Genomic DNA, 18,285 nt, shown 5'->3' on the forward strand with positions numbered 1-18,285 from the left:
TTGGGGACGGGACAGGAGTACCGCACCCCTCCGCCACCGTGCCCTCCGCCACTGTGCCCACCGCCCCCTGCCAGGAAGCCACCGCATGAAAATCCGCGAGATCATGACCCGCGACGTGCAGACGGTACGGCCCGACGACAGCATCCGCCGGGCCGCGCAATTGATGGACCAGTTGAACGTCGGCATTCTCCCCGTCTGCGACGGGCGGGATCTTGTCGGCGTGGTGACCGACCGCGACATCACCGTCCGGGCGATTTCCGCCGGGAAGCAGCCCGACCGCTGCAAGGTGTCGGAGGTGATGACCGCCAACCCGCGCTATTGCTACGAGGACGACCCGGTCGGCAGCGTGACCGAACTGATGGCCGGCCAGCAGGTCCGGCGGGTGCCGGTGGTGGACCGCAACGACCGGCTGACCGGCATCGTCTCTCTGGGCGACCTTGCCACCGATGCCAAGAACGACCGTGCGGTTCAGGATGCGCTGGAGCGGATTTCCTCCCCCTCCCAGCCGGACCGGACCTGACGGCCTCCTTCACGTTCAGAACAGGAACCGACCATCATGGAACACACTCTGGGTCCCAACGACCCGCGGGTCCGTGAACGGGCCTATCAGCTTTGGGAGCAGGAGGGGCGGCCCGACCACCGCCATCTCGATCATTGGGCGCAGGCCGTGCGCGAGATCGAGGAGGAGGACCGCCGCAACTCCGGCGGCCCCCATGTCAACAGCCCGGAAGCCGGGCTGGCGGTCCCGGATGACGTCGCCGCCCGCAACCAGCGGGAGGCGGCGGCGCATCTGGGCCAATCCTCGGTGCCGTCGGACAGCTGACGACCGGTTACGAAACGGGGGAAGCGGTCACTCGATCTTGAGGCTGACCGCTTCCATCCCCTTTTCGCCCTGGCGGATGGTCATGCGCACACGCTGCCCGTCGTCCAGGCCACGCAGGCCGGCGCTTTCCAGCGCGCGGGCGGGAATAAAGACGTCGCGCCCGCCGTCGTCAGGCTGCGCGAAGCCATAGCCCTTGCCGCCGTTGAACCACTTCACGGTCGCGCCCACCTCGCTGGTCGGGCCGCTGGCCTGCGGCCGGCGCGGGCCCCGATCCTGGCCCCGGTCCTGGAAGCCACGATCCTGGCCCCGATCTTGGAAACTCCGATCCTGATACCCGCGATCCTGGCCGCGCCCCTGGAAGCCGCCACGGTCGCCGCCCCGATCACCGAAATTGCGGTCGCCCCCACGATCACCGAAGCTGCGCTCACGCGGACCGCCGGCATCGCGGCGCGTCCCGAACCCGCGATCGCCACGGTCGCCGAAGCCGCGGTCGCCGCCCCGATCGCCAAATCCGCGGTCGCGCGCCGGCGGACGGGCCGGAGCCGCGGTGGAGAGGTCGACGGAATGCAGGACGCTGACCTGCTGGCCCTTGCGGTCCTCGACGATGTCGACGACGACGGTGGCGCCGTCCGGCAGGGTGGTATGGCCGGCGGGAACGACGAGCGAGGCCGGCAGCAAAGCGTCCTTGCCGCTGTCGCCGACCTTGACGAAGCCGTAGCCGCGTTCGGGGTTGAACCATTTCACGGTGGCCGTCACCTGGGTGGCGACGACGTTGGGCTGGCGATAGACGTGGCTGCGGGGCGGCTGATTGTGCATGGGAAACCCGAACTCCGGCAAACAGAAGCGGCGCCCATGCCGGCCATCTTCTGGACCGGCGGACGCCAACCCCTGACACATCGCCCGTCCGGGCGCTCTTGGCAAGTCGGGACCGCTCCGAATAGGCCGGACGGGGTGTGAAATCGCATTCGTGACGCCGCGCTGGCGGGCGTCAGCCCATCAGGCGGTCCATCACACTGTCCGCAGCCAAGCGGTCCGGAACCGGCGGCGGTTCGCGCGGCGGAACCGGGATCGGTCCCGGCGGCTCCCCCAGCGGCGGGCGCGACGGATCGCCCGGCACCGGCGGCGGCGCGTCGGGCACGGACGGTTCGCGCGGCGGCGCGGGCGGATAAGGTCCAAGCCTTGACGTCATGCATCGCTCCTTGAAGATCGGAAAACTGCGAAAATCGGAAAACCGCGAAAATCGGAAAACTGCCGGCCCGGTCAGCCGCCATGGCCGCCGGGTGCCGTCCGCGACAGCCGGCGGGCATCGTTCAGACTGTTCATGCAGCGGGTCTCGTCGCCGTCGTGGGCGGCGCTGCGGGCGGCGGTGACCAGCGATTCCAGTTGGGCGTTCCGCGCCGCCTGCCCCATCATGCCGTCGACGCCGCCCGAGCCGCCCGGCCCGCTATCCGGCTTTGCGCGCGAATTCGCTTGCGGACTGACCGCAGGAGCGGTCGGCATGTTGCTGCCGATGGCCGGCGGTTCGATCACCGCCTGATCGCCGACGGCGGGCGGCGCCACCATGCCGCCGGACTGCGCCAGCTCCCCGCTGCTGACGCCCGACCCCTCTTCCCCGCGCGGCGAGGAGCCGGACAGGCCGGGCGCGGCGGTGCCGGGAACCGCGACCGGCGGCGGTTCGGTCGACAGGCCCTGGTCGGCGGCGAACTGCTCCACCATCGCGGCGCAGCCCGCCGGGGCCGCCCCTCCGGTCTGGGCCGCCGCCGGCCGGGCGGAGAGAAGCCCCGCCGCCACGAGCAGGGCGACGGGGGCGACGGCGCCAAGCCTCATGAAATCTGTCCGCATCGGTCGCGTGCTCCTCGTATCGGCTATGCCACAAGAGGCGGGTTCCGACCGACTCAACGGCAGGGGGCGGGGCGCGGTTCCGGCGGACGGACGGAAGATCGGCCCGGCCATGCATCTTGCTCATTTCGCAGGCAGCGGGTGGCGGCTGTAGAGTGCTGCTCCCCCTCCTCAACCATCGGTTCATTTTTCCATCATGATCGCCAACATGGCCGCGCTGGGCGCGGCGCTGTGCTGGGCCGCGGGCGGCCTGATCGCCATCGGACCGGTGCGGGTGCTGGGCTCCATCGCCTTCAACCGCGTGCGGCTGACCATCGTCGCCACCGCGCTGCTGATCGCCACGACGCTGATGGGCGGCTGGCAGACGCTGGATACGGGATCGGCGCTGACGCTGGCGCTGTCGGGGCTGCTGGGGATCGTGGTGGGGGACATGGCGCTGTTCTGGTCGCTCAGCCGGCTGGGACCGCGCCGCAACGTGGTGATCTACGCCGCCAACGCGCCGCTGACCGCCCTGCTCGCCTATGCCCTGCTGGGAGAGGCGCTGGGGCCCTGGACCGTCCTGGGCGTGGCGCTGGTCACGCTGGGGGTGATGCTGGCGGTGGCTCTGCGCTCCGGCTCCACCCACAGCTGGGAGGCGATCCAGGGCAGCTTGCTGGCCGGCGTGTCGGTCTGCCTGCTGGCGGCGGTCGGGCAGGCCGCCGGCTCGATCATCGCCAAGCCGGTGATGGCGGCGGGCGCCGACCCGATCGCCTCCGCCGCGGTGCGGGTCACCACGGCGGCGTTGATGTTCACGGCGATCGGCGTCCTGTCGGCGCTCCGCGGCGGCGGCGCGGCGATGGCCGGCGGCGGGCTGCCCGGCGGACAGTTCGGCGGGATGCTGGGCGGGCTGCTGCTGCCGCGCGGGCTGACGCCGAAGCTGATGCTGCAGATCGCCGGCAACGGGCTGCTGGGCGTCGGGCTGGGGATGACGCTGCTGCTGGTCGGGCTGGCCCACGGCAATGCCGGAGTGGTCGCCACCCTGTCGGCGCTCAGCCCCGTCCTGATCCTGCCGATGATGTGGCTTCTGACGGGCCAGCGCCCGGCGCTGGGCGCCTGGGTCGGCGCCGCGGTCGCCGTGGCCGGCGTCGCCCTGATCGTCAACCGGTAAGCAGCGGCCTCAGCGCGCCGTCTCCACCGCCACGCCCAGGGCCGCCACGCCCAGGGTAGGCAGCGCCGCCTGAAGCGCGGCGGAGGCGCGGTTGACGGCGTCGCGCAACTCGGCCTTCAGCATCGGCGCGTCCGGCCGATCCTGCTCGCAGGCATGCTGCAGCCTGCGGGCGATGCGCGACAGTTCCAGCAGGCCGACATTGCCGGCCAGCGACACCATGGCGTGGGCGTCGGCCGCCGCCGTCTTCGCCGACTCCGCCTCGCTGATGCGGTCGGCGCGCAGGGCCAGTTCGGCCAGCGTTCCGTTGACGAAGCGGGGCAGCACCTCGGCGCCCAGCGTTTCGGCCAGCGTTTCCAGCGTCGCGAGGTTCAGCACCGGCGGATTGTCGGAGACCGGGGCCACGCCGGCCAGCACCGCCGCGTCGTCCAGGGCGTCCTCCGCCCCGGCGTCGAGCCAGCGGTCGACCGCCGTCAGCAGGGTGTCGCGCTCGATCGGCTTGGTCACATGGTCGTTCATGCCGACATCCAGGCAAAGCTGCAGCTGATCGGTCAGCGCATTGGCGGTCAGCGCGATGATGGGCACCATACCCCGCCGTCCGCCAAGCTGACGGATCGCCGCGGTCGCCTGCAAGCCGTCCATGCGTGGCATCTGCATGTCCATCAGGACAAGGTCGAACTCCCCCTTGCGCATCGCCTCGACCGCCAGCACGCCGTCCTCCACCACCTCGACCGTATGACCGGCCTTGCAGAGGATGGAGGAGGTGACGATCTGGTTCATCGGCACGTCTTCGGCCAGCAGGATGCGGGCGCAGCGCGTGGCCGCAGCCTCCCGGCGTTCGGCGGCCAGCCCCGGTGCGGCGGCGACCGGCAGCGGCAGTTCGAACCAGAAGGTGCTGCCGACGCCCGGACTGCTCTGCACGCCGATCCGCCCGCCCATCAGCTCCGACAGCTGTTTCGAAATGATGAGGCCGAGCCCGGTGCCGCCATAGCGCCGGGTGGTGGAGCGGTCGCCCTGGCTGAAGCGCTGGAACAGGTTGGCCTGTTCGGCAAACGTGATGCCGGGGCCGGTGTCGCTGACGGAGAAGCGCAGCAGGACCGGCGCCCCGCCGTCGCCACCTTCCCCCGACAGCAGCCCGGCCGAGACCAGAACCGACCCGCGTTCGGTGAACTTCACCGCGTTGCCGACGAGGTTCAGCAGGATCTGGCGGATGCGCGCCTCGTCGCCATGGACGAAATGCGGCACCGTGCCGCCCAGCGACAGCTGCAGCAGCAGCCCCTTCTGCGAGGCGGCGTTGCTCATCAGGTCGCGGCAGTCGCGCAGCAGCCGGTGCAGGTCGAAGGCGCGTTCCTCCAGCTCCAGCTTGCCGGCCTCGATCTTCGAATAATCCAGGATGTCGCCGATGATCGCCAGCAGCCCGCGCCCGGCCTCGCGCTGGAGCGCCACATACTGGCGCTGTTCGGCCGACAGGTCGGTGCCCAGCAGCAGGTCGGCGAAGCCGATGACGCCGTTCAGCGGCGTTCGGATCTCGTGGCTCATCGAGGCCAGGAACTCCGACTTCACGCGGTTGGCCGCCTCCGCCTCGGCGCGGGCGGCGGACAGTTCCTCCTCCTGGCGCTTGCGCTCGGTCACGTCGCGGACGACGCCGACCACCACGAACTCGCCGTCGGCCCCGACCGTCGGGCGCATGCTGGATTCGACCCACAGGTAATGGCCGTCGCGGTGGCGCAGCCGATGGGTGAAGGTGACGGGAGGCGATCCCGGATTCATGCCGGCGAAGGCCGTCGCGGCACTCTCCACATCGTCGGGGTGCAGCAGCGTTGCCGGGGCGCGGCCGACGATCTCCGCCGGATCATGGCCCAGGATGTCGCGCACCGACGGCGACAGGTAACGCACCGCCCCGTCCGCCTTCATCTCCAGGATCATATCGGTGGCATTGTCGGCCAGCAGGCGGTAACGCGCCTCGCTCTCGCCCAGCCGCCGCTCGGCATCGTGCTGGCGCTGCTCGCGCAGCAGCAGGCCGCCCAGGAACAGGGTGCCGAGCGGGACCATGGCCAGCAGCGGCGGTGCGGTGCGCTGCCCCACCTGCAGCGCCAGATCCAGGGTCGGCAGCAGCAGCAGGGTCAGCAGCGACACCAGCGTCAGCAGCAGGCCGAAGCCCAGCAACGACACGGCACCAAGGACCACGCCGCGCCGCTTCACCCACATCGCGAAGCCGACGCCGGTCAGGAAGGACAGCAGCGCGTTGGCAACGCCCGCCTCCATACCCGCCCCGCCCAGATAGAGGCGGTAGCCGGCGACCGTCGCGGCGGTGATGGCGGCGGACAGCGGGCCGCCGAACAGGGCGCTCAGCCCGATCAGCGGCGTGCGCGCGTCGATGAAGATGCCCGGCCCGATATGGATCGGGTGGACCATCGAGAAAACGGCGGTCAGCGCCATCACCGTGCCGAAGACGATCTGGCGGGTGTTCAGCCCCCAGCCGTCGGAACGGCGGATCAGGAAGGTGTAGGCGAGAACGACGAAGGCGCTTGCCGCAATATTCTCGGCAAGGTCGTACGCCATCGAAGAAAAGTTGCCCAACATCGTCCGGCCGCCGTCCCTACCCGATTCCGGTTACCTCTATACCACGGAAGGGTGTCGCGAAACCGCTAACACCAACGGGCGGGGATGTGATCTGCCGGGGACAAAGGGCGGCCCTGAGTCTCGCGCGGGGGCGGATCAGGCCTCCGCGTCCGGCTGGCGGGCGGGTGCGGCGGCGGCGAAGGCCGGCAGGGACTGGCAGGCCCCGTCGATGCGCAACAGGGTGGGATAGCCGTCCAGCGGGCAGTCGAGCCGGCGGGCGTTCGCCAGCTGCGGCACGAGCAGGATGTCGGCCAGCCCGGGTTCGTCGCCATGGCAGAAGCGTCCGGTGCGCGGATCGCCGGCCAGCTGCGCCTCCAGCGCGGTCAGCCCGACGGCGATCCAGTGCCGGTACCAGCCGTCGACCTCCTCCTGGCTGTGGCCCATCGTCTTCAGATGGTTCAGCACCCGCAGGTTGTTGAGCGGGTGAACGTCGCAGGCCACCGCCAACGCCAGCGCCCGCACCCGCGCCCGGTCCAGCGGATCGGCCGGCAGCAGCGCCGGGGTCGGGTGCGTCTCGTCCAGATACTCGATGATGGCGAGCGACTGGGTCAGCACATGGTGCCCGTCCGGCCCGTCGACCTCCAGCGCCGGCACCAGATGCTCCGGGTTGAGGTCGGAATAGGGCGGCTTGGCCTGCTCGCCCCGGCGGAGATGGACGAAGGCCTGCTCCGGCGCCAGCCCCTTCAGGTTCAGGGCGATGCGCACGCGATAGGCGGCGGAGGAGCGGAAATAGGTGTGGAGTTTCACGGGTTTGGGTCCGTTGATGTGTCGCGGCGATAGTGTTGCGTCAGAGCCTATCACAGCCCCAGATAAGCCTGCCGCACCCGCTCGTTGCTCAACAGCGCGGCGCCGCTGTCGCTCAGCACGATCTCGCCGGTCTCGATCACATAGCCGCGGTCGGCGATGGCCAGCGCGGCGTGGGCGTTCTGCTCCACCAGCAGGATGGTCGTGCCCTCCCGCTTCAGCCGCTGCACGGCGTCGAAGATCTCGGCCACCAGCAGCGGCGCCAGCCCCATGCTGGGCTCGTCGAGCAGAAGCAGGCGCGGCTTCGCCATCAGCGCGCGGCACAAGGCCACGATCTGCTGCTGGCCGCCCGACAGGGTGCCGGCGGGCTGGTCGCGCTTGACCTTCAGCACCGGGAACATCTCGTACAGCCGGTCGATGTCGTCGTCCGGCTTGCCGCTGCCGCGGCGGTAGGCGCCGAGACGGAGGTTGTCCTCCACGCTCTGCGGACCGAACAGTTGCCGGCCCTCCGGCACCTGCACCACCCCTTCGGCGACGCGGCGCGACGCCTTCATCCGGGTGATGTCGCAGCCGTCGAAGGTGATGCGCCCGCTGCTGGCGGGGTGGACGCCGGACAGGGTGCGCAGAAGCGTCGTCTTGCCGGCGCCGTTGGCGCCGACCAGCGCCACCAGCTCGCCCTCCCGCACGGTCAGGCTGGCCGATTTCAGCGCGTGGATGCGACCGTAATGGCTGTTGAGGCCCTCGATCTCCAGAAGCATGCTCCGGGCCTCCCTTACGGTGCTGCGCCGAGATAGGCGGCGATGACGTCGGCGTTGGCCGCCACTTCCTGCGGGGTGCCCTCGGCCAGCATGCGGCCCTGGTTCAGCGCGGTGATCCGATGCGAGATGCCCATCACCATCTTCATGTCGTGTTCCACCAGGATGATGGTGACGCCGGTCGCCGCGACGGTCTTGATGACCTCGTCGATCTCGCGGCTTTCGGTGGCGTTCAGGCCGGCCGCCGGCTCGTCCAGCAGAAGCAGCTTCGGCTCCGACGCCAGCGCGCGGGCGATTTCCAGCCGCTTCAGCGCGCCGTAGGGCATCGCCGCCGCGTCGGCATCGATGTATTTCTCCAGCCCGACCTCGGTCATCAGCTGCGCCGCCCGGTCCTTCGCCTCGCGGTCCTTGCGCACCAGCGAGGGGAAGCGGAACAGCGCCGGCAGAAGCCGCGTGTTCAGGTGCAGGTGCCGCCCCACCATGACGTTCTCCAGCGCCGTCATGTTGAAGAAGATCTGCAGGTTCTGGAAGGTGCGCGACATGCCGCGCGCGGCCAGCCTGTAGGGCGCCATGCCCGACACGTCGGCCCCGTCGAACAGCACCCGGCCGCCCGACGGCTTGTAGACGCCGGTCACCAGGTTGAACAGCGTGGTCTTGCCGGCGCCGTTCGGCCCGATGATCGAATGGATGTCGCCGGCGGCGACGGTGAAGCTGAGATCGCCGATGGCGAGCACGCCGCCGAACTCGCGGCTCAGATGCTCCACCTTCAGGATCGGCGGGCCGACGCGGCGGGCCTGCGACGTGGTGTCGGGAGAAAGATCCGTGGTCGCCAGCATCTTCATGCCCGCCTCCGCGCCGGGAGCAGCGCCGCCAGGGTGGGGAGGAGGCCCTTGGGCATGAACACCATCGTCGCCATCAGGATGCCGCCCAGCACGATCTGCTGGTAATCCTGGAAGACGGTCAGCGCCTGCGGCAGCAGCGTCAGCACCACGGCGCCGACGACGGCGCCGAAGGTGGAGGCCATGCCGCCGAACACCACCATGGTCACCAGCTCGATCGACTTGAAGAAGTCGGCCTTGGCCGGGGTGATCAGGCCGGTGTAGTGGGCGAACAGGCTGCCGGCCACGCTGGCGAACACCGCCGAGACCACGAAGACCAGCACCTTGAAGCGGGCGGTGTCGACGCCGACCACCTCGGCCGCCACCTCCGACCCGTGGACGGCGCGCAGCGCCCGGCCCATCGGGCTGTCGATCAGGTTCAAGGACAGCCAGACCACGCCGACCAGCAGCACGCCGACCACCCAGTACCAGACCTTTTCGCCATACAGCTCAAAGCCGAAGATCTTGAAAGGCTCCACCATCATCCCGTCGGGACCGCCGGTCAGCCCGCTTTCGGTGCGCAGCACGATCGACACGATGATGCCGATGCCCAGCGTCGCCATGGCAAGGTAATGCCCTTTCAGCCGCAGGATCGGCTTGGCGACCAGGAAGGCCAGCAGCCCGACCACCACGGCGCCGGTCAGCAGCGCCAGGATCGGCGGCCAGCCATAAACGCCGACCAGCACGCCCGAGGCATAGGCGCCGATGCCGAAGAAGCCGGCATGGCCCAGGCTGATCTGCCCGGCATAACCGATCAGCAAATTCAGCCCGACGCAGACCACGGCGTTGAAGCCGGCCAGGATGGCGATGTCGAGATAGAAGTTGTTGGGCAGGAAGGCCGGCAGGACCGCGATCACCGCGCCCAGTGCCAGAAGCCCGGTCAGCCGCCCGTGAAGGAGTGTGTTCATCGGAGATAAGTCCTTACACCCGTTCGGTGCCGCGCTTGCCGAACAGCCCGTTCGGCATGAAGAGAAGGACGGCCAGGATGATGACGAAGGCGATGGCATCCTTGTAGGCCGACGAGATGTAGCCGGCGCCCAGCGCCTCGGCGACCCCGACGATCACGCCGCCGACCACCGCGCCCGGCCCGTTCCCCAGCCCGCCCAGCACCGCGGCGGTGAAGCCCTTCAGCCCCAGCATGATGCCCATCTCGGTGTAGGAGAAGGTGATGGGGGCGACCACCGCGCCGCCGACGGCACCCAGCGCCGCCGACAGCGCGAAGGAGGCGAGCACCACCCGCTTCACGTCGATGCCGACCAGCTGTGCGGCCAGCCGGTTGTGCGAGGTGGCGAGGATCGCCTTGCCGGTCAGGGTCCGGTTGAAGAACAGGCCGATGGCGACGATCAGCACCGCCGCGGTCCCCACCACCCACAGCGACTGCGGCTGCATCGAGGCGCCGAGGACCTGGATCGGCGTCTCGCCGGAAAAGGCGTCCAGCCGCTTGAAATCCTTGCCCCAGACCAGCTCCGCCACGCCGCGCAGGAAGATCGAGGCGCCGATGGTGATGATGATGAGGGTGACGGTGGAGGCGTTGCGGGCGCGCTCGACCGCGAATTTCGCCACTGCCACGCCGACCAGCATGGCGCCGCCGCAGCCGATCAGGATCGCCAGCGGCAGCGGCACGCCCGACGCAGTCAGGGTGGCCGACGCCATGCCGCCGATCATGATGAACTCGCCCTGGGCGAAGTTGATGACATGGCTGGCGTTGTAGATGATCGAAAAGCCGAGCCCCGCCAGCGCATAGATCGCGCCGATGGTCAGCCCCGACAGCAGATATTGCAGCAGTTCCGCGAACATCGTTGGGTTCCAAAACTCCCTCTCCCGCCCCGGGAGAGGGAAGGGGCCCATGCGCAGCATGGGAAGGGTGAGGGTGCGGCAAGGATCAGGGATCCATGTTTGGATCACCCCTCACCCTCCCCGCCTGCGGCGGGTCCCCTCCCTCTCCCGGGGCGGGAGAGGGACGCTGCGCCCGTCAGAGAGCTGGGCTCACTTCACCAGCGACCAGTCACCCTGCTTGACCTCCACCATGTGGAAGGCGTCCAGCGTCAGGCCCATGTGGTCCTTCGGGCTCATGGTCACGGTGCCGCCGGTGCCGACATAGCCCTTGGTCTGCTCGATGGCGTCGCGCAGCTTGGCCTTGTCGGTGCCGCCGGCGCGCTTCACCGCGTCCAGCGCGATCATCAGCCCGTCATAGGCATGGCCGGCGAAGGTCGAGACCTCCGAATTGAAGCTGTCCTCGTAGACCTTGGTGAACTCGGTCACGACCTTCTTCTGCGGGTCGCTGTCGGGCAGCTGGGCGGCGACGACCAGACCGGCGGCCGGCAGGCGGACACCCTCGGCGGCGCCACCGGCCAGACGGATGTATTCCTTCGACGCGACGCCGTGCGACTGGTACAGCGGCAGCGAGATGCCGAGCTGGCGGTAGTTCTTGGTCACCACCGCCGGCCCCTGGCCCAGGCCGAACACCAGAACCGCCTGCGCCGACGCGGTGTTCTTGATCTTGGTCAGCTGCGCGGTGACGTCGGTGTCCTTGGCGCCATAGGTCTCGTCGGCGACCAGTTCGATCCCGCGCTCCTTGGCGACGGCCAGCGTCTGCTCGCGGCCCGACTTGCCGAAGCCGCTATCCTCGGACAACAGCGCCAGCTTGGTCAGCCCGCGCTTCTTCATGTCCTCCATCACCTTTTCCGCGGCCATGCGGTCGGTGTGGGGGGTCTTGAACACCCACTTCTTCACCGGCTCGACGATCACCACCGCGCCGGCCAGCGAGATGAAGGGCACGCCGGCCCGCTCCACCAGCGGCACCGCCGCCATGGTCGCCGCCGTCGTGGTGCCGCCGACGATCACGTCGACGCCGTCGCTCTCGATCAGGCGCTTGGTGAAGGAGGCCGCCTTGTCGGCCGCGCCGCCGTCGTCATAGACGGTCAGCTGGACCTGTCGGCCGTCGACGCCGCCCGCCTTGTTGATGCGGTCGGCGTACAGCTCCAGCACCTTCTTCTCCGGATCGCCGAGGAAGGAGGCCGGGCCGGTGGCAGAGACGATGGCGCCGACCTTGATCGGGTCCGCGGCCTGCGCCGCCCCGGACAGCAGGCCGGACGCCGCCGTCATGGCGGTCATGGCGGTGAAGGCAATGGTGGCAAGCAGGCTTTTGCGCATGATGTCCTCCCGAGTGCTGCCCCCCTTTGCACCAGGCCGGGCAGCGGCCCGATCCCCGTGCTGCGGGACGATTTGCTTCACATAATGTTTCAAACGAAATCGTTTCGGAAGAAAAATTTCAGCAGGCGTGACCACAATCGAAGTACGGATGTTGCCGCCCGCCTCCCCTTCCCTTTGCGATCCCTCCGGCTTGCGCTACGGGAATCGTCATTTCGTTTTATGACACAAATTTACTTTGCACGACCAACCTAGTGTATCACATTAATGATTGTCAAACGGAAAGTCCGGATTGCCTCCTATCGGCCGCCGCCGCTGTTTCCGCCCCGGCCGCCCGCGCTGTCGTGGCACTGGCCCAACCGGCACCGGGTTTCGTATACAACTCCGTCGTGCCGTCTCGTTCCACTCCGCCCGCATCACAAGCCGCACCCATAAGGACGCCCCACCCGCATGGCCCGCCCGCGCCGCCCCGAAGACCTCGCCGCCCAGCTGACCGAAGCCATCGCGCCGCGGGCGAAGTCGCTGATCATCACCGTCTATGGCGACGCGGTGCTGCCGCATGGCGGATCGCTGTGGCTGGGCAGCCTGATCGAACTGATGGGGCTGTTCGGGATGAGCGAGCGGATCGTCCGCACCTCGGTCTTCCGCCTGGGCAAGGACGACTGGCTGACCAACACCCAGATCGGCCGGCGCAGCTTCTATCGCGTCACCGACAGCGGGAAGGAACGCTTCGCAGCGGCGGAACGGCGGATCTACGCGCCGCTGGCCCGTGAATGGGACCGCGGCTGGGACCTGCTGATGGTGCCGCCCAACGCGCTGGACGCCGAGACGCGCGACGCCCTGCGGCGGGAGCTGACCTGGCAGGGCTTCGGTGCCGCGTCGGCCACCGTCTACGCCCATCCCAACTGCGACGAGGCGGCGATGCACCGCTCGCTGGCCGAACTCGGGGTCGCCGACAGGATCGTCCACATGAAGGCCAGCCTGGACCGGGCGGAAGGGTTCGGCGCGCTGCGCGATCTGGTGCGCGGCTGCTGGGACATCGACCAGCTCGAACACGACTATGCGGCGTTTTTGGATCACTTCCGTCCGGTCTGGGCGGCGATCGACGCCGCAGAGGCGCCGGCCCCCGCCGCCTGCTTCGTCCTGCGCACGCTGATGATCCATGATTTCCGCCGCATCCTGCTGCGCGACCCGATGCTGCCGCCCGACCTGCTGCCGGCGGACTGGCCGGGCCAGGAATCGCGGATGCTGACCCGCAACCTCTACCGCCGCCTCGCCGGCCCGTCTGAATCCTTCCTGATGCAGGCTGCGACCACCGCCAACGGGCCGCTGCCCGATGCCCAACCCGCCTTCCACGGCCGGTTCGGCGGGCTGGAGAGCATACCGGCGGGCTGAACCGGTGGACTGCCCAGCGATCTGCGACAAAGGGCACCGGCGGAGGCCGCCCCCTCGGCCTAAAGTTCATACATAAAATGCAAGCTATCGCTGTAAGCTGGGATCGTCATCCGACCACCACCGGAACGCCGCCCATGCTGACCATCGTCTACCGCAGCGAGGCCGTCGACCGGCTGCCCTACAGCGCCTTGGCCGATATCTGCCTGTTCAGCGCCCGCAAGAACCGCGAGTTGGGCGTGACCGGCTTCCTGGTGGAGTTCGAGGGCATCTTCCTCCAGGTGCTGGAAGGCGAACCGGATGTGGTGGAGACGCTTTTCGCCCACATCGCCGCCGACGCCCGCCACACCAAGGTCGAGCTGCTGCTGCGCGAAACCACGGTTGGGCAGCCCAATTTCGGCTTCTGGGCGATGAATTTCGGCCCGCTCGACACACCGACCTTATGGCAGGCGGTCTTCGGGTCTCCGGTCAGGATCGAGGAGTTCCGCCGCCGCTCGCATGACGCCGACTTCGCGCTGGACGTCCTGGCGCGGGCCTACATGCACGCCTGCATCGTCGCCGACATTGATCCGGCGGCACGCGAACTCGTGCGCGGCAACATCCCCCTCTTCGAAGCGGCCTGACCCCCGGCGGAGACTCCGTCTTCCGATACCGCATTGCCGCATGAAATCCGCTTTGCGAACGAATTGATCTGGATCAATTCGGCGCATGCGCATGCATTCTCTTTTGAAATCAAAAGTTTGGCACCGTTTTCCGGGCTGATTAACGTGATACAGATACCGTTGATAGAGGAAGAATTTTGTGTCATATAAAGACCACAGGGCGCCGATGGTAATGTGAGCGCCCGCGGAATGCTCCCGGAGGAAACGCCCCCATGTCCAAGGACTACACCCCCATCGCCAACACGATGGAGCTGCCCCCCGCCACGCCGCAGCCGAACGTCTACCCGCTGTCCTGGGTGTCGCAGACCAAGAAGCTGGAAGAGGTCTATGCCGCCGCCCAGCGCGAGAACTGGGATCCGGCCAAGCTGCCCTGGGACAGCTTCGACGTGTCGCGCTACAGCTGGGAGGAGCGGGAGGCCATCGCCTATTGGTGGACCATCCTGTCGGTGTTCGACGCCTCGGCCCCGCCGGTCTTCGCCCATGCCCTGATCAAGACCTACGAGGTGCATGAGGAGGATCCCGTCCGCCGCTGCTTCTTCTCCGTCACCCGGGACGAGCAGAACCACGAGCAGATGTGCGGTCTGGCCATCACCAAGCTGCTGGAGGCCACCAGCCCGCTGACCTACGAGCCGAAGACCGATCTCGGCCGCCGGCTGCAGAAGAACGCCCACTGGCTGTACTACAATGGCGGTCGCTATTGGGACGGCTACAAGAAGGCGGTTCCGAAATACTCGCTGGCCGTGCTGTTCAGCTCCTTCCTGATGGGCGAGATCGCGGCGGCGACCATCTTCCACCAGATGGCGGCCGGCTGCAGCGAGCCGGTGTTCAAGGAGGCATTCCGCAACATCGGCCGCGACGAGGGCCGCCACATGGCGATCTGCATGTCGGTGATGGAGCGCGACTACCCCCATCTGGCGGTGGAGGACCGGTCGATCATCACCAAGCAGATCCGCGCCGGCTACCTGTTCCTGTCCGCCGTCCTGTTCGAGCCGCCGCCCCAGTTCTGGGACCTGCCCGACGACTTCATCGCCACCCAGCGCGAGGCCGAGGCCATCGCCCGCAACGCCGGTTTCCACATCCCGGATTACGAGGCGAAGAAGGAGAACTGGCGCAACGCCATGCTGAACCTGAAGGGCGTGCTGGACCGCTACGGCATCCCCTTCCCGGCGATCCCGGAGGTCGGCATCACCGGCGAGGAAGTCCGGGACGTCGACATGGACGAGATCATTCCGGTGTTCTGAGGCGCCGATCCGACTTGCCCCCACCCTAACCCTCCCCCGCTTCGCAGGGGAGGGGACTGCCGCCACTCTCCCGTATCAGCACTTGCTCCCTCCCCTGCGAAGCGGGGGAGGGTCGGGGTGGGGGCAAGTGTCCCTCTGTAAAACGACCCCAAGGATCCCCCCGGTGAGCCGCATCCGCCTCCACCCCTCGGGCCGCACGGTCGAGTGCCGCGACGGCGAGACCGTCCTGTCGGCGCTGGAACAGGCCGGCTACGCCCTGCCCAACAACTGCCGCGCCGGCGCGTGCGGCGAATGCAAGGTCAAGGTTCTCAGCGGCCAGTTCGACCAGGGCATGGTGCTGGACATGGCGCTGTCCCAGCCCGAGCGGAAGGACGGCTATGGCCTGATGTGCATGGCCAAGCCGATCTCCGACGAGCTGGTGATCGAATACGGCACCGCCGACGCCCAGCCCAAGCTGTTCCCGCCGCGCGAGAATGTGCTGTTCATCGTCACCGACCGCATCCCGCGCACGCCGCGCATCGTCGAGCTGCGCCTGCGCCCGCTGGGCCAGCCGCTGCGCTACTGGCCGGGGCAGTATGTGATGCTGGGCGATGCCGCGGCCGGCGCGCCGCCGCGCTGCTATTCCATCGCCAACGCGCCCCGTCCCGACGGCGAGATCGTGCTGCAGGTGACCCGCGTCGATGGCGGCCCGACCAGCAACTGGATCCACGACACGCTCACCGTCGGCAGCATGGTGAAGCTGTCCGGCCCCTACGGCACCTTCATCGGCGACCCGTCGGTGGACAGTCCGGTGCTGTGCATGGCCGCCGGCTCCGGCCTCGCCCCCATCCTGGCGCTGACCGACGCGGCGCTGCGCCGCGGCTACCGCCCGCCGGTGACGCTGCTGTTCTCCGCCTGCACGCAGGCCGACGTGTATGAGCTGGGGCTGCTCAGCTACTGGCAGGCCAGATACCGCAACTTCAAGGTCAAGGTGACCCTGACGCGCGAGGAGGCCGCCGGTCATCTGAAGGGCCGCATCCCCGCCATCCTGCCCGACCTGTTCCCCGACCTGTCCGGCCACGCCATCTTCACCGCCGGCAGCCCCGCCTTCGTCGAGTCCTGCGTCGCCGCCGCCCGCGCGCTGGGCGCCCGGGACGACCAGATCCACAGCGAAGGCTACGTCTCCCAGCACATCCCCGAAGCCCCGCCACCGGAACGCCTGCTGGCCGGCGCACTGGGGTAAAGTGAATCACGACGACGATGAAAACGCCTGGATCGCACTGGTCCGGGCGTTTTCTTTCCGTTGTTCCCAAATATGGAACTTGCTAATCTGATGCCATGCAGATCATAGCCCGGCGAACGCTGAAAGAGTTCTGGGACCGTCATCCCCAGGCGGAAGCGCCGCTGGAGGTATGGTATGCACAGGTGAAGAGCGCGTCATGGCAGTCACCGGCGGACATCAAGCGTGAATTCGGGTCCACGGTTGATTTCATTGCGGACAACCGCGTGATCTTCGACATCGGCGGCAACAAATACCGCCTCATCGTCCATGTCGCCTATCGCTTCAAGCGCGTTCTGGTGAAGTTCGTTGGTACGCACAAGGACTACGACCGCATCGACCCGGAGACCGTCTGACCATGGATATCCGCCCGCTGAAGACCGAAGCCGACTACGACTGGGCTCTGCGCGAGATCGAGCCGTATTTCGAGCAGGAACCCGAACCGGGAACCCCTGAGGCCGACCGGTTCGACCTGCTTGCCCTGGTTATCGAGCGGTATGAGGACGAACATTGGCCGATCGACCCGCCCGAAGCACCCGACGCCCTGCGCGCCCGCATGGAACAGACGGGTAAGCGGCAGAAGGACTTGGCCGAACTGCTGGGCTCCAAGGCGCGGGCATCCGAGGTCATGAACCGCACCCGCCACCTGACACTTGAGCAGGCCTGGAAACTGCATCGGGAGTGGCGGATCCCGGCCGAAGCCCTGATCCGTCCCTACCCGCTCCGCCGCCGGCCGGAAACGCCGACAGCCTGACCTTCCTCAAGCCCCCTCGTACCGCACCACCTGCTGGTCGATGGCACCGAACACGCTGGCGCCGTCCTTGTCGAACAGCTCGATCCGCACGCGGTCGCCGAAGCGCATGAAGGGGGTCTTCGGCGCGCCGTGCTCGATGGTTTCGATCATCCGCAACTCGGCGAGGCAGGAATAGCCGACGCCACCGGCCGCGACCGGCTTGCCGGGGCCGCCGTCCAGCTTGTTCGACACGGTGCCCGACCCGATGATGCTGCCGGCCGCCAGATGGCGGGTCTTGGCGGCGTGGGCGATCAGCGTCGGAAAGTCGAAGGTCATGTCGACCCCGGCATCCGGCTTGCCGAAAGCTTCGCCGTTCAGCGTCGTCACCAGCGGCCGGTGCAGCTTGCCGCCGTCCCAGGCGTCGCCCAGCTCGTCCGGCGTCACCGCGACGGGGGAGAAGCTGGAGGCCGGCTTGGACTGGAAGAAGCCGAAGCCCTTGCCCAGTTCCGCCGGGATCAGGTTGCGCAAGCTGACGTCGTTGACCAGCATCAGCAGCCGGATGTGGCCGCCCGCCGCCTCGGCCGAAACGCCCATCGGCACGTCGCCGGTGATGACGGCGATCTCTGCCTCGAAATCGATGCCCCAGGCCTCGGTCGCCGCCGGGATCGGGTCGGTCGGCGCCAGGAAGCTGTCGGAACAGCCCTGATACATCAGCGGATCGGTCCAGAAGCTGGGCGGCATCTCCGCCCCGCGCGCCTTGCGGACCAGCTCCACATGGTTGACGTAGGCCGACCCGTCCGCCCACTGGTAGGCGCGCGGCAGCGGCGACGCCGCCTGCGACGGATCAAAGGGTTGGCCGATCGCCGGATCGGCGTTCAGCGCACGGTAGGCCTCCTCCAGCTTCGGCGCCAGCGCCGTCCAGTCGTCCAGCGCCGCCTGCAGCGTGCGGGCGATCTCCGGCACCGGGGTGGCGCGGGTCAGGTCGCGCGACACCACCACCAGGGTGCCGTCGCGCCCGCCCGCCTTCAAACTTGCCAGCTTCAT

General features: G+C 68.5%; 20 protein-coding genes. 9 read left to right on the forward strand and 11 right to left on the reverse strand.

Features of this window, described 5'->3' with window-relative positions; translation table 11 throughout:
* The first annotated feature begins 85 nt into the window (after positions 1–85).
* Complete coding sequence (locus B9N97_RS24020; protein ID WP_085090192.1) at positions 86–520, forward strand: CBS domain-containing protein; 435 nt, start codon at positions 86–88, stop codon at positions 518–520.
* A gap of 36 nt (positions 521–556) precedes the next feature.
* Positions 557–823: a DUF2934 domain-containing protein gene (locus tag B9N97_RS24025; RefSeq protein WP_085090193.1), complete on the forward strand. Its 267-nt coding sequence runs from the start codon at positions 557–559 to the stop codon at positions 821–823.
* A 27-nt stretch (positions 824–850) separates the two neighbouring features.
* Here B9N97_RS24025 and B9N97_RS24030 read toward each other — a convergent pair whose 3' ends face one another.
* The 3 genes from B9N97_RS24030 to B9N97_RS24040 form a co-directional block, all read right to left on the reverse strand.
* Entirely contained in the window at positions 851–1,639 is a 789-nt protein-coding gene (locus tag B9N97_RS24030) for a cold-shock protein (protein ID WP_085090194.1), read from the reverse strand.
* 172 nt (positions 1,640–1,811) lie between these two features.
* On the reverse strand, positions 1,812–2,012 hold the full coding sequence (locus B9N97_RS24035) for a hypothetical protein (RefSeq protein WP_085090195.1): 201 nt from the start codon (positions 2,010–2,012) through the stop codon (positions 1,812–1,814).
* A 71-nt stretch (positions 2,013–2,083) separates the two neighbouring features.
* Entirely contained in the window at positions 2,084–2,665 is a 582-nt protein-coding gene (locus tag B9N97_RS24040; RefSeq protein ID WP_085090196.1) for a hypothetical protein, read from the reverse strand.
* Between the two features lie 193 nt (positions 2,666–2,858).
* On the opposite strand from B9N97_RS24040, the gene B9N97_RS24045 reads away from it, so the two are divergent.
* A complete protein-coding gene (locus B9N97_RS24045) occupies positions 2,859–3,809 on the forward strand; it encodes a DMT family transporter (RefSeq protein ID WP_085090197.1) in 951 nt (316 codons plus the stop codon).
* 9 nt (positions 3,810–3,818) lie between these two features.
* On the opposite strand, the gene B9N97_RS24050 is transcribed toward B9N97_RS24045, so the two are convergent.
* The 7 genes from B9N97_RS24050 to B9N97_RS24080 all read right to left on the reverse strand — a co-directional run bounded on the left by B9N97_RS24050 (position 3,819) and on the right by B9N97_RS24080 (position 11,958).
* The gene (locus B9N97_RS24050; protein ID WP_085090198.1) at positions 3,819–6,368 is read right to left on the reverse strand and encodes a hybrid sensor histidine kinase/response regulator; all 2,550 of its coding nucleotides are present in this window, start codon (positions 6,366–6,368) and stop codon (positions 3,819–3,821) included.
* A 156-nt stretch (positions 6,369–6,524) separates the two neighbouring features.
* The gene (gene maiA / locus B9N97_RS24055; RefSeq protein WP_085090199.1) at positions 6,525–7,175 is read right to left on the reverse strand and encodes a maleylacetoacetate isomerase; all 651 of its coding nucleotides are present in this window, start codon (positions 7,173–7,175) and stop codon (positions 6,525–6,527) included.
* Between the two features lie 50 nt (positions 7,176–7,225).
* Complete coding sequence (locus B9N97_RS24060) at positions 7,226–7,930, reverse strand: ABC transporter ATP-binding protein (RefSeq protein WP_085090200.1); 705 nt, start codon at positions 7,928–7,930, stop codon at positions 7,226–7,228.
* A gap of 14 nt (positions 7,931–7,944) precedes the next feature.
* Positions 7,945–8,769, reverse strand: coding sequence for an ABC transporter ATP-binding protein (locus B9N97_RS24065; protein WP_085090201.1), 825 nt, complete (start codon positions 8,767–8,769; stop codon positions 7,945–7,947).
* Positions 8,766–9,713, reverse strand: coding sequence for a branched-chain amino acid ABC transporter permease (locus B9N97_RS24070; RefSeq protein ID WP_085090202.1), 948 nt, complete (start codon positions 9,711–9,713; stop codon positions 8,766–8,768). Before B9N97_RS24070 ends, B9N97_RS24065 begins: the two co-directional genes overlap by 4 nt.
* A gap of 13 nt (positions 9,714–9,726) precedes the next feature.
* A complete protein-coding gene (locus B9N97_RS24075) occupies positions 9,727–10,602 on the reverse strand; it encodes a branched-chain amino acid ABC transporter permease (RefSeq protein ID WP_085090203.1) in 876 nt (291 codons plus the stop codon).
* A gap of 189 nt (positions 10,603–10,791) precedes the next feature.
* On the reverse strand, positions 10,792–11,958 hold the full coding sequence (locus tag B9N97_RS24080; RefSeq protein WP_085090204.1) for an ABC transporter substrate-binding protein: 1,167 nt from the start codon (positions 11,956–11,958) through the stop codon (positions 10,792–10,794).
* A gap of 447 nt (positions 11,959–12,405) precedes the next feature.
* Here B9N97_RS24080 and paaX point away from each other — a divergent pair, with 447 nt between their 5' ends.
* The 6 genes from paaX (at position 12,406) to B9N97_RS24110 (ending at position 17,262) form a co-directional block, all read left to right on the forward strand.
* On the forward strand, positions 12,406–13,350 hold the full coding sequence (paaX, locus tag B9N97_RS24085) for a phenylacetic acid degradation operon negative regulatory protein PaaX (protein WP_085090205.1): 945 nt from the start codon (positions 12,406–12,408) through the stop codon (positions 13,348–13,350).
* A 134-nt stretch (positions 13,351–13,484) separates the two neighbouring features.
* The gene (locus tag B9N97_RS24090; protein WP_085090206.1) at positions 13,485–13,970 is read left to right on the forward strand and encodes a BLUF domain-containing protein; all 486 of its coding nucleotides are present in this window, start codon (positions 13,485–13,487) and stop codon (positions 13,968–13,970) included.
* A gap of 251 nt (positions 13,971–14,221) precedes the next feature.
* Entirely contained in the window at positions 14,222–15,250 is a 1,029-nt protein-coding gene (locus tag B9N97_RS24095) for a hypothetical protein (RefSeq protein WP_085090207.1), read from the forward strand.
* 163 nt (positions 15,251–15,413) lie between these two features.
* Entirely contained in the window at positions 15,414–16,472 is a 1,059-nt protein-coding gene (locus B9N97_RS24100) for a 2Fe-2S iron-sulfur cluster-binding protein (protein ID WP_085090208.1), read from the forward strand.
* 95 nt (positions 16,473–16,567) lie between these two features.
* A complete protein-coding gene (locus B9N97_RS24105; protein ID WP_085090209.1) occupies positions 16,568–16,864 on the forward strand; it encodes a type II toxin-antitoxin system HigB family toxin in 297 nt (98 codons plus the stop codon).
* A gap of 2 nt (positions 16,865–16,866) precedes the next feature.
* Positions 16,867–17,262: a helix-turn-helix domain-containing protein gene (locus tag B9N97_RS24110; protein WP_085090210.1), complete on the forward strand. Its 396-nt coding sequence runs from the start codon at positions 16,867–16,869 to the stop codon at positions 17,260–17,262.
* Positions 17,263–17,268: 6 nt separating this feature from the next.
* Here the strand turns inward: B9N97_RS24110 and B9N97_RS24115 are convergent, their stop codons facing one another.
* Positions 17,269–18,285, reverse strand: a complete 1,017-nt coding sequence (locus tag B9N97_RS24115; RefSeq protein ID WP_085090211.1) for a fumarylacetoacetate hydrolase family protein — start codon at positions 18,283–18,285, stop codon at positions 17,269–17,271.

The sequence above is a fragment of the Azospirillum oryzae genome (assembly GCF_900177515.1).
Taxonomy (GTDB): domain Bacteria; phylum Pseudomonadota; class Alphaproteobacteria; order Azospirillales; family Azospirillaceae; genus Azospirillum; species Azospirillum oryzae_A.